A 12,757-nucleotide genomic window follows, 5' to 3' on the forward strand; every position below is an offset into this window, starting at 1 on the left:
GCACTCGCCTGCGCCAACACGGGTAGAATACGTTTTTAACCAAACCAACTATTGTTATGTCCGGCAATGCTTTGAATCAGGGACGCAACGTCGTCGTTATCGGAACCCAATGGGGCGACGAAGGTAAGGGTAAGGTCGTCGACTGGCTGACCGATCACGCGCAAGGCGTGGTGCGTTTCCAGGGTGGCCACAATGCCGGACATACGCTCATCATCGGTGGCAAGAAGACGATCCTGCGCCTGATCCCGTCGGGCATCATGCACAAGGACGTCACGTGCTACATCGGTAACGGTGTGGTGCTGTCGCCCGAAGCCCTGTTCAAGGAAATCGAAGAGCTCGAAAGCGCTGGCCTGAACGTTTGCGGCCGTCTGCGCATTTCCGAGGCCTGTACCCTGATTCTCCCGTACCACGTTGCCATCGACCAGGCGCGCGAAGCGCGTCGCGGCGCAGGCAAGATCGGCACGACCGGTCGCGGCATTGGCCCGGCCTACGAAGACAAGGTCGGCCGCCGTGCACTGCGCGTGCAAGATCTGTTCGATCCGAAGGCGTTCGCCGAACGTCTGCGCGAAAACCTCGACTATCACAACTTCGTTCTGACGCAATATCTGGGTGCGCCGGCTGTCGACTTCCAGGAAACGCTGGACAAGATGCTCAGCTACGCCGAACGTCTGCGTCCGATGATTGCCGACGTGTCGCAGGAGCTTTATGCCGTCAACCGCGAAGGCAAGAAGCTGCTGTTCGAAGGTGCGCAGGGCACGCTGCTCGACATCGATCACGGCACGTATCCGTTCGTCACCAGCAGCAACTGCGTAGCAGGTGCCGCTTCGGCTGGCGCGGGTGTCGGTCCGCAACAACTCCACTATGTGCTTGGCATCACCAAGGCGTATTGCACGCGTGTTGGCGCCGGTCCGTTCCCGAGCGAACTGTACGACGCGGATAATCCCGCCCGTCAGGAAGCCATTGGTCTGCAACTCGCGACGGTGGGTAAGGAATTCGGTTCGGTCACGGGGCGTCCGCGCCGCACGGGTTGGATGGATGCCGCAGCGCTCAAGCGTTCGATTCAGATCAACGGCGTGACCGGTCTGTGCATGACGAAACTCGACGTGCTCGATGGTCTCGAAACGGTGCGTCTGTGCGTCGGTTACAAGATCGACGGCAAGGCGATCGACATTCTGCCGCGCGGCGCTGTCGACGTGGCGCGCTGTGAGCCGGTCTACGAAGATTTCCCGGGCTGGACGCAGAGCACCGTTGGCGTGACGTCGTGGGATCAACTGCCGGCTCAGGCGCAGAACTACCTGAAGCGTATCGAGGAAGTGAGCGGTATTCCGATCGATATGGTGTCGACCGGCCCGGATCGTGACGAAACGATCCTGCTGCGCCACCCCTTCAAGAACTAAAGACAGCACGACAAGCAAGACACACCATGAATCTGCCCCAAAACGACGATAAGAACCTCTGGGTCTCGTGGGACGAATATCATCGACTGATCGAGCGCCTGGCGCTCAAGGTCCATGAGTCCAACTGGAAGTTCGACAAGATCCTGTGTCTGGCCCGTGGTGGCTTGCGTGTGGGCGACCAGCTCGCACGCATTTACGACGTGCCGCTCGCGATCCTGGCGACGAGTTCGTATCGCGAAGCCGAAGGCACCATTCGTGGCGACCTCGATATCGCTCAGTACATCACCATCACGCGCGGCGAGCTGGAAGGTCGTGTGCTGCTGGTCGACGATCTGGTCGATTCGGGCGTGACGCTCGAGCGCGTCGGCAAGCACCTGAAGGAGCGTTTCACGAAGGTGACGGACGTGCGCTCGGCCGTGCTGTGGCATAAGGCTTGCTCGAAGGTGGCACCGGATTACGCGGTCGATTTCCTGCCGACGAATCCGTGGATTCATCAGCCGTTCGAAGAGTACGACACGCTGCGTCCGCACAATCTGGCGGCTTGGATCAAGCGCGGCACCTAAGTCGTTCCGACGCATCTGGCGCACCGTGAGGTGACGCCCCGCCTGAGGAAGACTTCGGGCGACACAGGCGGTGACATCGAAAGATGCACCGCCTGTTTTGTTTTGATCTCTGTATCCGCTTTAGTCCGCCTTTGATTTACCTCCGCCCGGACCGCCTCAAGCTCAATAAGCGGGCAATTTCCCCTTTGCTCACCGCTTGCGTCCGTTTCGCCCTGTGTTCTGATGGGGACTCTCACCATTCCTCGCAGGGCTTTCCTCTCCGTCTTGCCATGATCAGGTTGTTTCGCCTCTTTCCCGCGACATGCGCGATTGTGCTCGCAGGCCTGCTGGCCTCAGTGAGCCAGTCGGGTCTCGCGGCGTCTGCTGTGGCGGGCGTCCACACGGCAAGCGGCCTTCGATATGTCTACGTCACCAACCAGACGTCGATGGCGAAGGCCAAACTGGCGGCGGTGAACCGATGCAGAACGCAACTCGCATCAGGGAGCCGAGGAGGGCGCTGCGAGGTGCTGATGGCGGGCAATGGCCCGGCCTACTGGGCGGTGGTGCACGCCAGCAATGGTGAGGTTGGGGTAGCGCTAGGCGATACGCAGGATTCTGCGTTGCAGGATGCGTTTGTCGTTTGCCAGCGAGGTGGGCAGTGTTCGACGGATGGCGCGCAAGTGTGGTTCGACAGCGGTCAGCGTCCTGGGAAGCGCTTGCCGCCACCGCAGGCCGCTCAGGCCGCCCCGGCTCAGTGTCGGATACCCACTGGGCAGGTGGTCCGCATGCGCACCCAATGCGTCAATGGTGAGTGCACGCGAACGTACGAGAACGGGTGCACCATTCGCTTTCAGGCCGCGCGTTGTCTCGATAAGGAGACGCACAGCTATACGTGGCGGCCGAACGGTTGCGACGACGATAGCTGAGGGCTGAGGGCCGACGCCCGTCAGCCCCCATTCCTCATGTGATGCAAGGTGTCAGCTTGCCGACATTCCGCTGTGGCGCAGCAAAGCGTCGACTTGCGGCGCGCGACCTCGGAATGCGATGAACGACTCCATCGCCTCACGGCTGCCGCCCACGGCGAGAATCTCGTCGCGATAACGTGCCCCCGTCGCGGTATCCAGCACCGTACCACTCACCTTGGACGCTTCCTCGAAGGCGGCATAGGCATCGGCCGAGAGCACTTCAGCCCACTTATAGCTGTAATAGCCTGCCGCGTATCCGCCAGCGAAGATATGGCTGAACGTGTTCGGCCAGCGCGAGAAATCGACTTGTGGGGTGACGTGCAGACGATCGTTGATGCGTCGCGACACCTCAAGCACCGACTCCGGGCCACGCGGATCAAAGTCGTAATGCAGATGCATGTCAAAGTCCGAGAAGACCAACTGGCGCAGCATCATCAGGCCGCTCTGGAAATTGCGTGCGGCGATCATCTTGTCGAACAGCGAGCGCGGCAGGGCGGCGCCCGTATCGACATGCGCTGTCATGTGTTCAAGGACGTCCCACTCCCAGCAGAAGTTCTCCATGAACTGCGAAGGCAATTCCACAGCGTCCCATTCAACGCCATTGATGCCGGCAACGCCTGCATCTTCGACTTGCGTCAGCATGTGATGCAGGCCGTGACCAAACTCGTGGAACAGCGTGATGACGTCGTCGTGCGGCAGCAGGGCGGGCTTTTCTCCGACCGGTGCGGGGAAGTTGCAGACGAGGTAGGCGACCGGGGTTTGCAGTGCGCCATCGTGCAGACGCTTGCGCGTGCGTGCGCTATCCATCCATGCGCCGCCGCGCTTGCCTTCGCGGGCGAACAGGTCCATGTAAAACTGCGCGACCAGTTCGCCGTTGCGTTCGATGCGGAAGAAGCGGACGTCGGGATGCCACGTCTCGGCCTCTTGCGGACGAATCGTCACGTCAAACAATGTCCCTGCAACGCGGAACAAGCCGTCGAGCACTTTGGGGAGCGGGAAATACTGACGCACTTCCGTTTCCGAAAATGAGTATCGCTGCTGGCGCAGTTTTTCGGACGCATATGCGGTATCCCAGGGCTGCAACTTGTCGATGCCGAGCGACTTAGCCGCGAATGCCTGAAGCTCTTCCCAGTCCTTCTCCGCATACGGCCGCGCACGACGGGCAAGGTCTTCGAGGAATTCCAGCACCTGCGCAGGCGATTCGGCCATCTTCGGCTCAAGCGAGACTTCGGCGTAGTTCTTGAAGCCCAGCATTTGCGCTTCCTCGCGGCGCAGCGCGAGTTGCTCCACGACGATACCGGTGTTGTCCCAACCCGCATCGCCATCGCCGAACTTCGGTCCGAGCTCGGACGCGCGTGTCACGTTCGCTCGATAAAGCTTCTCGCGCAGTGCGCGATTGTCGGCGTACTGGAGCACGGGGAAATACGACGGGAAGTGCAGCGTAAACTTCCAGCCTTCCACGCCATCGCGTTCGGCAGCAGCGCGTGCGGCTGCCTTGTCGTCGTCAGGCAGACCCGCGATCTCCGTTTCATCGGTCACGACGAGGGAGAACTTGTTGGTCGCGTCGAGGACGTGATCGGAGAAGCTCTTCGCAAGGCTTGCCTGTTCTTCCTGAATCTCGGCAAAGCGCGGCTTCTGATCTTCGGGGAGTTCTGCGCCGCCCAGGCGGAAGCCGCGCATTTCATTGTCGAGGATCTTCTTGCGAGCGGTCGACAGTCCGGCAAACTCCGGCCCGGCAGCAATCGACTTGTACTTGTCGAACAGCGCGAGATTCTGGCCGACGCTGGCCGAAAATTCAGTGACACGCGGCAGGTTTTCGCTATAGGCGGCGCGCAGCTCGGGGGTATCGGCGACTGCGTTCAGGTGTCCGATGATTTCCCACGCACGGCCAAGGCCTTCGGTGCCGTCTTCGACAGCGTCGAGAATATTGGCCCATGTCGCCGGCGTTGCGGGGTCGGCTGCGCGATCGACGGCCGCGCGCGCCTGCTCCAGCAGCACGTCGACGGCCGGCGTCACATGCTCAGGGCGAATTTCGGAAAAACGGGGGAGTCCCTCGATGTCGAGAAGAGGATTGCTTTTCGGCGTATTCATGCGTTCGTTATCCACTTGAAGGGGCTTACGAAGAGTGTGGGGGCAACCTGTCGAATTTTCCAGTCGTTTTTTTCAACTGATGTCATTGATGTCACCAAACAAGAATTCCTCGCGGATCCTTATCAGGATTGCCTTGGCGAGGTTTTGTGCGAGCGATGCTTCAGCGGGATGCCTTGTCGTGTTACTCGACGCGGGCCGGGCTTTCGGGCGATTCCGATGTCCTACGTGGACGTTTCTCATCGGATTTGTGCGGCGTGCGCCCCCAAATAAAAAAGGGCGCGTACGACCCGTTGGCCGTGCGCGCCCCATAAGGCGTTGCTGCAGGAATGACCGTTGCTTCTGGTCAACGGTCCAACCGGCGATCAGCCGAGCGCACGCTCCGCTGCCTCAATCGTGTTGACCAGCAACATGGTAATGGTCATCGGGCCAACGCCGCCGGGCACCGGTGTGATGAAGCCGGCGACATCCTTAACCCCTTGGAAATCGACGTCGCCACAGAGTTTGCCTTGGTCGTCGCGATTCATACCGACGTCGATCACCGCAGCGCCCGGCTTGACCATATCGGCTGTGACGATATTGCGCTTGCCCACCGCAGCAACGATCACGTCGGCATTGCGCGTGTGCGCGGCCAGATCGCGCGTTTTGCTGTTGCAGATGGTGACCGTAGCGCCAGCCTGAAGGAGCATCATGGCCATGGGCTTGCCGACAATGTTCGACGCGCCGATCACGACGGCGACGGCACCACGCAGCGGAAACTCCACCGATTCGAGCATCTTCATGCAGCCGTACGGGGTGCAGGGACGGAACAGCGGCGCGCCCGTCATGAGTGCCCCGGCGTTCGAGACGTGGAAGCCGTCGACGTCCTTCTCCGGCGCAATGGCTTCGAGCACCTTGTGGCTGTCGATGTGCTTCGGCAGCGGCAGTTGCACGAGAATGCCGTTGATCTTCGGATCACGGTTCAGTTCATCGATTCGTGCGAGCAAATCGCTCTCGGTCAGATCTGCCGGGTAGCGATCGAGCGACGAATACAGGCCGTTGTCTTCGCAAGCCTTGACCTTGTTGCGCACGTAGACCTGGCTGGCCGGATCCTCGCCGACCAGAACCACGGCGAGGCCGGGTTGATGGCCGCGAGCGGTCAGTGCAGCGGCGCGCGTGGCGACTTCGGCGCGAATGCGTTTGGCGAGGGCGTTGCCGTCGATGAGGGTGGCGGTCATGATGCGTGGATATCGTGTGAAGGAAGGGGGCTGGCCCAAGGGGCCGGATACGGCGACGCGGGTCGGGCGGGCGACGAGCGCAAAGACCGTATTATACCGGCGCGCTGGTGCTCACGGGAGAGGGGGCACGGCGTGACGCGCTAACGTCAGCGTTGGCGTAAGTACCGTTGGCGGGGGAACGAAGGGCACAACCCGAGGCGCGCGACCGGCGGTCGGTCGGTGGGAGCGCTTGGCGGGGCACCGAACTGGGAGTCAGTGCAGCACCCGAAGGCTCGATACCCTGCACCCGAAGGTGCAGGGTGATTCGGCTTATCGCTTGGACAGCGCCAGGCGGAGCAGATCGGCAACGGTGTTAACGTTGAGCTTCTCCATGATGTTGGCGCGGTGCGCTTCGACCGTCTTGATACTGATGCCCAGATCGTCGGCAATCTGCTTGTTCAGGCGGCCAGCGATGATGCGTTCGAGCACCTGGTGCTCACGGCTCGTCAGCTTCCTGAGAAGTTCTTCCGCAGCTTGCTGTTCGCGATGGCGGCCAGCCTCCTCGCGAGCGGTTCTCAGCATGTTCTCGACCTGCTTGCGCAGCTCACCTTCGTCGAACGGCTTTTCGATGAAGTCCGTAGCACCTTTCTTCATCGTCTCGACAGCCATCGGCACGTCGCCGTGGCCCGTCACGAAGATGATCGGCAGGTTGATGCCGCGCTCGATCAGGGCGTCCTGAAGCTCCAGTCCGCTCATGCCCGGCATGCGGACGTCGAGAATCAGGCAGCCAATCAGGTTGTTCGGGCGGTTGCTTTGCGTAACGTCTGCGCAAAACTGCAGAAAATCGTCTGCACTGCCAAACCCTCGCACGTGATATCCATTGGCTTCCAGAAGCCAGCGAAGCGAGTCGCGGACAGCTTCGTCGTCATCGACAACAAAGACGGTTTCTTGATCGGTATTGATATTGGGTGTCGTCATAGTCCTCCCCCGGATCCGGATGTCGTATCGCTTTCTAACGGTAACAGAATACAAAAAGTACAACCATTCCGCACGCCGTCGATTTCATTGTTTTCTACCCACAGACGGCCGTGGTGCGATTCGATGATCGAACGGCAGATGTTCAGGCCCATGCCCATGCCGTCCGACTTGGTGCTAAAGAACGGTTCAAACAATCGTTCGATAGTCGCTTCGTCAACCCCAGGCCCGTGATCGGACACCTGGAATTCAACTGATTTATCCCGCCGCTCCACATGCAAACGCACCGTCGGGTCGCGTCGTTGCCCCGGCGGGGGCGTGTAGCCGTGCATCGCTTCGGCGGCGTTCTTGAGCAGGTTCATGAGCACCTGCTCGATCAGCACCGGATCGACGTTGATCTGTGGCAGTCCTGCCGGAAGCTCCGTCACGATACGAATGCGGCGCTTGCGTGCTTCGATCTCCGCGAGGCCGACGGCGTCCGCCACGATCTCATAAATGGATGACGGTTGTCGCTTCGGCTCGCTTCGTTTCACGAAGGCGCGAATCCGCTTAATGATCATCCCGGCCCGCACCGCCTGTTGCGACGTCTTTTCCAGTGCCGGCAGCAGGGTCTCAGGCGATGTGCGGCCAGCACGCACCAGCGCGGCTGTGCCCATGCAGTAGTTGTTGATTGCTGCGAGCGGTTGATTCAACTCGTGAGCCAGCGACGACGCCATTTCACCCATCGTCGTCAGGCGGCCGGTGAATTGCAGGCGTTCTTCTTCCTGACGGGCCAGCTCTTCCGCATGACGGCGGGCCGTAATGTCCGTCGCCACTTGCAATTGCGCGAGATGGCCGTCCACCCACTGAATGTACTGACGTCGGACTTCGAACCATTTCTGGTGCGTTGGCAGGTAAATTTCCTGCGTTTCCGCCGCCGTATCGGTCAGCGATGCTGCGGGCAGTCCGGCAAAAGCATCGACCATGTCGATGTGATCGAGCGACGTCGGTGACAGTTCGCCCCCACCCGACAGCTCAAGGTGGCCTTCAGGGCGCGTGCCGAACAATTGCCGGTAATAGCGGTTGGCGAAGAGTAACTCTGCCTTGTCGACGGCCAGCACCGATACCGAAGCATCGAGGCTTTCGAGCACCGTCGTGAACCGTTCGTGCGCAGCGGCGAGTTCTTCGCGGGCGCGTTTGGGCTCGCTGATGTCGGTCAGTGACGACATCCAGCCGGTCTGACGGCCGTGGGCATCGACCAGCGGCGAGACGAACATGCGCGCGTAAAAGATCGTGCCGTCCTTGCGCTGCACCCGAATTTCGAATCCATGCGACGGGGCCTTGCCGCGCAGCGTCATATCGATGCGGCGCTGCATCTCGTGAATATCGTCCTTCGGCCAGTACGGATAGGGCGGCGCACGGTTCATGAGATCCGGCTCGTCCCAGCCCGTCATCCGACAAAACGCGGGATTCACATAGGTGATGTGGCCTTGCAGGTCGAGGACTCGCATACCGATCACGATGGAGTTCTCCATCGCTCGGCGAAACGATGTCTCATTAAACAGCGCCTGCTGTGCTTCGAACCGCTGGCGCGTGTGTCGCCAGAGGCTCCAGAGGCTCCAGAGCACGAAGCAGGACAATCCGGCAATCAGCCAAACCAGCGTGTTATTGACGAAGTTGCCGACCGCCGGATACGAGTAAATGCGCACGGCAAGACTGTGGCCGGGCGGATCGAGTAGCAACTCGTACGAAACGTCGCGTGGCAGCGGTGGTCGTGTGGACGTCGTCGCCAGCTCGTTGTTGTGCGTGTCGATGAACGACACCTTGAATTTGTCGCCGAGTTCCTGAGGCAACTCGTGAATGAGCAGGCCCTCGACCGAATACACCGCGCTGATCGTGCCGAGAAACTCGCGCTCGCGCAGTACAGGTACCTGAACGACGATGTAGCTGGCCCCCGAGGCGTCGTAGATCAGCGTGGAGTAAGCGGACCGCCGTGAGTCACGCGCTGCGCGAAACGCCACCAACAGCTCGTCCTCCATGGGGTGCTGAGCCGAGCCTTGTAGCCGCGAAGCGAAAGGGGAGTCCGCCGGGACGGCCCACTTCGGCCGTTGCGACGCATCCAGCCAGTTCATGAAGACAATGTCTGCATGATTCTGCATCAGCTCGCTTGCCGTGTTCTGGAAGTGCGCCACGTCCTGCGGCTTCGCCGCGGTATCGCGCGCGAGCGAACTGATCTGGTCCTGAATGGCCAGCATATTGAGGCGGATCTGCTGCTGCGCCCACGCGACGTTTCGATAAAGCGTGTCCTGCTGCTGCTCCGTTTCGCGACGGTTCAGGCTCCACAGAATCAAACTCATCACCACCAGGAAGATCACAATGGAGACGAGCGGCACCAGCAAGTAGTAGTGCGACTCCGCAAACCCCTGCAACCAACGATTGGAGCGGGCTGGCGTAGCAGCGGACCGGGACGGCGGGGATGAGTTTGCGAGGCGTGGCGAAAGCATGGCGAGATTGTAGCGCAGGCCGACCGGTTTCCCGCTGTCCGAGTCAGTCAGGCCTTGCTTTTCGGAAGTGTCCGATCTTTTTGGTAAGACGGCCGCTCAAATCACCCTTGAGACCGATCGGTACGCCCAAAAATCGTGATCTGATGGTGTCGGCAACCCATTGATTTTATGTGCAGTGCAGCAGATTTCCGCATTATGAAAATTGCTATCGTAATCTGAAATTTCGCTTGCGAAGGCGGGAATAACCTTCGTACAATGCCCCGGTAAAAATGCCGGTAGGCCCGTCCATGAAGCGGGTTACGACCATTACGCCAACCCGCTAACGACAGACAAGGAGACACGATGTCCGCCGTACCTGAAGAAGCCCTGAAGATCGTATCCCCTGCGGACGCCGATCCCCAAGAAACGCAAGAATGGCTGGCCTCGCTCGAAGGCGTGCTGGCTGCCGAAGGCCCGGAGCGCGCGCATTACCTGCTCGAAAAGCTGATCGAATTCGCCCGAATCAACGGCGAGCATCTGCCTTTCTCGGCAAATACCCCCTACATCAACACCATCCCCGTCGACCAGCAGGCCCGTATTCCGGGCGATCAGGATGTCGAGCACAAGATCCGCTCGTACACCCGCTGGAATGCGATCGCGATGGTGCTGCGTGCCGGTAAGGACACGAACGTCGGCGGTCACATCGCTTCGTTCGCCTCGGCCGCTACGCTCTACGACGTTGGCTTTAACCACTTCTGGCACGCCCCGTCCGACAAACACGGTGGCGATCTGGTCTTCGTGCAGGGTCACTCGTCGCCGGGCGTGTACAGCCGTGCGTTCCTGCTGGGTCGTCTGGAAATGACGCAGCTCGAGAACTTCCGTCAGGAAGTGGACGGCGGCGGTCTGTCGTCGTACCCGCACCCGTGGCTGATGCCGGACTTCTGGCAGTTCCCGACGGTGTCGATGGGTCTGGGCCCGATCATGGCGATCTACCAGGCGCGCTTCATGAAGTACCTCGAGTCGCGCAACATCGTGAAGACCGAAGGCCGCAAGGTCTGGGCATTCCTCGGCGACGGCGAGACGGACGAGCCGGAATCGCTCGGCGCAATCGGCATGGCCGGCCGCGAACAGCTCGACAACCTCGTGTTCGTGATCAACTGTAACCTGCAGCGCCTGGACGGCCCGGTGCGCGGTAACGGCAAGATCATCCAGGAACTCGAATCGGAATTCCGTGGTGCCGGCTGGAACGTCATCAAGGTGGTCTGGGGTAGCCGTTGGGACTCGCTGCTCGCCCGTGACAAGCAGGGCTTGCTGATGAAGCGCATGATGGAATGCGTGGACGGCGAATATCAGACGTACAAGTCGAAGGACGGCGCTTTCGTTCGCGAGAACTTCTTCAACACGCCGGCACTGAAGGCGATGGTCGCCGACTGGTCGGATGAAGACATCTGGGCGCTGAACCGTGGCGGCCACGATCCGCACAAAATCTACGCGGCCTATCATTCGGCCACGACGCACAAGGGTCAGCCGACCGTCATCCTGGCCAAGACCATTAAGGGCTATGGCATGGGCGAGGCCGGTCAGGCCATGAACATCACCCACCAGCAGAAGAAGATGCCGGTGGAGTCGCTCAAGAAATTCCGCGACCAGTTCAAGCTGCCGATCTCGGACGATCAGATTGCTGACGTGCCGTACATCAAGTTCGAAGAAGGTTCGAAGGAACTGGAATACATGCGCGCTCGCCGCATGGAGCTGGGTGGCTACCTGCCGCAACGCCGCACCAAGGCCGCTTCGCTGCCGGTGCCGGCACTGACTGCCTTCGACGCACTGCTCAAGGCGACCGCCGAAGGCCGTGAGATTTCGACGACGATGGCGTTCGTGCGTATTCTCAACGTGCTGCTCAAGGACAAGGCGCTGGGTCAGCGCATTGTGCCGATCGTGCCGGATGAGTCGCGCACGTTCGGTATGGAAGGCCTGTTCCGCCAGATCGGTATCTGGAGCCAGGTCGGCCAGCGTTACATCCCGCAGGATCAGGATCAACTGATGTTCTACAAGGAATCTGAGAGCGGACAGATTCTGCAGGAAGGCATCAACGAAGCCGGTGGTATGTGTGACTGGATCGCTGCCGCAACGTCGTACTCGACGCACGGCGAGACGATGATCCCGTTCTACATCTTCTATTCGATGTTCGGCTTCCAGCGTATCGGCGATCTGGCCTGGGCCGCTGGCGACATGCGTGCGCGCGGTTTCCTCGTGGGTGGCACGGCCGGTCGTACGACGCTTAACGGTGAAGGTCTCCAGCACGAAGACGGTCACTCGCTGCTGTGGGCATCGTCGATTCCGAACTGCCTCCCGTACGATCCGACGTTCGCTTACGAACTTGCCGTGATCGTTCAGGATGGTCTGCGCCGCATGGTGCAGGATCAGGAAGACGTGTACTACTACCTCACCGTGATGAACGAAAACTACGCGCACCCGGCGATGCCGGAAGGCGTGGAGAACGACATCCTGAAGGGGATGTACGCGTTCCGTCGCGGCACGGACAACAGCAAGGCACCGCGCGTGCAACTGCTGGGTTCGGGCACGATCTTCAACGAAGTGATCGCTGCTGCCGAAATGCTCAAGAACGACTGGGGCGTCGAATCGGATCTGTGGAGCTGCCCGAGCTTCACGGAACTGGCTCGCGAAGGCAACGATGTGGCGCGTCACAACCTGCTGCATCCGACTGAGACGGCACGTCTGTCGCACGTCGAGAAGTGCCTGAACGATACGCGCGGTCCGGTCATCGCATCGACCGACTACATTCGTACGTATGCCGATCAGATCCGTCCGTTCGTTCGTGGCCGTTATGTTGTGCTCGGCACCGACGGTTATGGCCGCTCGGATACGCGCGAAAAGCTGCGTCACTTCTTCGAGGTGGATCGTAACTGGGTCACGGTCGCGGCGCTCAAGGCGCTGGCCGACGAAGGCACGATTCCGGCTAGCAAGGTTGCCGAGGCAATTGCCAAGTACAACCTGGATCCGAACAAACCCAACCCGATGACCGTCTAAAGGCCGCTGCGTGCGGTGAGCATGCCTGTCAGTCGCCCCCCAGCGACGTACAGGCGTGTGCCGCACGTCAAGCGCAGCCTC

Annotated in this window: 8 protein-coding genes; 4 read left to right on the forward strand and 4 right to left on the reverse strand. The window is 60.6% G+C overall.

The window, feature by feature from the left end; genetic code table 11:
- Positions 1-56 precede the first annotated feature (56 nt).
- The 3 genes from PAQ31011_RS16790 to PAQ31011_RS16800 all read left to right on the forward strand — a co-directional run bounded on the left by PAQ31011_RS16790 (position 57) and on the right by PAQ31011_RS16800 (position 2,865).
- Entirely contained in the window at positions 57-1,397 is a 1,341-nt protein-coding gene (locus PAQ31011_RS16790; protein WP_150576867.1) for an adenylosuccinate synthase, read from the forward strand.
- 26 nt (positions 1,398-1,423) lie between these two features.
- The gene (locus tag PAQ31011_RS16795; protein ID WP_046291611.1) at positions 1,424-1,960 is read left to right on the forward strand and encodes a phosphoribosyltransferase; all 537 of its coding nucleotides are present in this window, start codon (positions 1,424-1,426) and stop codon (positions 1,958-1,960) included.
- Between the two features lie 269 nt (positions 1,961-2,229).
- The gene (locus PAQ31011_RS16800) at positions 2,230-2,865 is read left to right on the forward strand and encodes a DUF4189 domain-containing protein (protein ID WP_174990162.1); all 636 of its coding nucleotides are present in this window, start codon (positions 2,230-2,232) and stop codon (positions 2,863-2,865) included.
- Between the two features lie 51 nt (positions 2,866-2,916).
- Here the strand turns inward: PAQ31011_RS16800 and PAQ31011_RS16805 are convergent, their stop codons facing one another.
- The 4 genes from PAQ31011_RS16805 to PAQ31011_RS16820 form a co-directional block, all read right to left on the reverse strand.
- Positions 2,917-4,995, reverse strand: coding sequence for a M3 family metallopeptidase (locus PAQ31011_RS16805; RefSeq protein WP_150576869.1), 2,079 nt, complete (start codon positions 4,993-4,995; stop codon positions 2,917-2,919).
- Between the two features lie 362 nt (positions 4,996-5,357).
- Complete coding sequence (gene folD / locus PAQ31011_RS16810) at positions 5,358-6,209, reverse strand: bifunctional methylenetetrahydrofolate dehydrogenase/methenyltetrahydrofolate cyclohydrolase FolD (RefSeq protein WP_150576870.1); 852 nt, start codon at positions 6,207-6,209, stop codon at positions 5,358-5,360.
- 309 nt (positions 6,210-6,518) lie between these two features.
- Entirely contained in the window at positions 6,519-7,166 is a 648-nt protein-coding gene (locus PAQ31011_RS16815) for a response regulator transcription factor (protein WP_039399048.1), read from the reverse strand.
- Positions 7,163-9,646, reverse strand: coding sequence for a PAS domain-containing sensor histidine kinase (locus PAQ31011_RS16820; protein ID WP_224786829.1), 2,484 nt, complete (start codon positions 9,644-9,646; stop codon positions 7,163-7,165). Before PAQ31011_RS16820 ends, PAQ31011_RS16815 begins: the two co-directional genes overlap by 4 nt.
- A gap of 342 nt (positions 9,647-9,988) precedes the next feature.
- Here PAQ31011_RS16820 and aceE point away from each other — a divergent pair, with 342 nt between their 5' ends.
- Positions 9,989-12,676, forward strand: a complete 2,688-nt coding sequence (aceE, locus tag PAQ31011_RS16825; RefSeq protein WP_150576871.1) for a pyruvate dehydrogenase (acetyl-transferring), homodimeric type — start codon at positions 9,989-9,991, stop codon at positions 12,674-12,676.
- Positions 12,677-12,757 lie beyond the last annotated feature (81 nt).

It is taken from the genome of Pandoraea aquatica, from assembly GCF_902459565.1.
Taxonomy (GTDB): Bacteria; Pseudomonadota; Gammaproteobacteria; order Burkholderiales; family Burkholderiaceae; genus Pandoraea; species Pandoraea aquatica.

Bases quoted from the DNA above. Each gene is read 5' to 3' on its own strand.
- PAQ31011_RS16790 (WP_150576867.1), top strand. From the start codon at position 57: ATGTCCGGCAATGCTTTGAATCAGGGACGCAACGTCGTCGTTATCGGA.
- PAQ31011_RS16795 (WP_046291611.1), top strand. From the start codon at position 1,424: ATGAATCTGCCCCAAAACGACGATAAGAACCTCTGGGTCTCGTGGGAC.
- PAQ31011_RS16800 (WP_174990162.1), top strand. From the start codon at position 2,230: ATGATCAGGTTGTTTCGCCTCTTTCCCGCGACATGCGCGATTGTGCTC.
- PAQ31011_RS16805 (WP_150576869.1), bottom strand. From the start codon at position 4,995: ATGAATACGCCGAAAAGCAATCCTCTTCTCGACATCGAGGGACTCCCC.
- folD (WP_150576870.1), bottom strand. From the start codon at position 6,209: ATGACCGCCACCCTCATCGACGGCAACGCCCTCGCCAAACGCATTCGC.
- PAQ31011_RS16815 (WP_039399048.1), bottom strand. From the start codon at position 7,166: ATGACGACACCCAATATCAATACCGATCAAGAAACCGTCTTTGTTGTC.
- PAQ31011_RS16820 (WP_224786829.1), bottom strand. From the start codon at position 9,646: ATGCTTTCGCCACGCCTCGCAAACTCATCCCCGCCGTCCCGGTCCGCT.
- aceE (WP_150576871.1), top strand. From the start codon at position 9,989: ATGTCCGCCGTACCTGAAGAAGCCCTGAAGATCGTATCCCCTGCGGAC.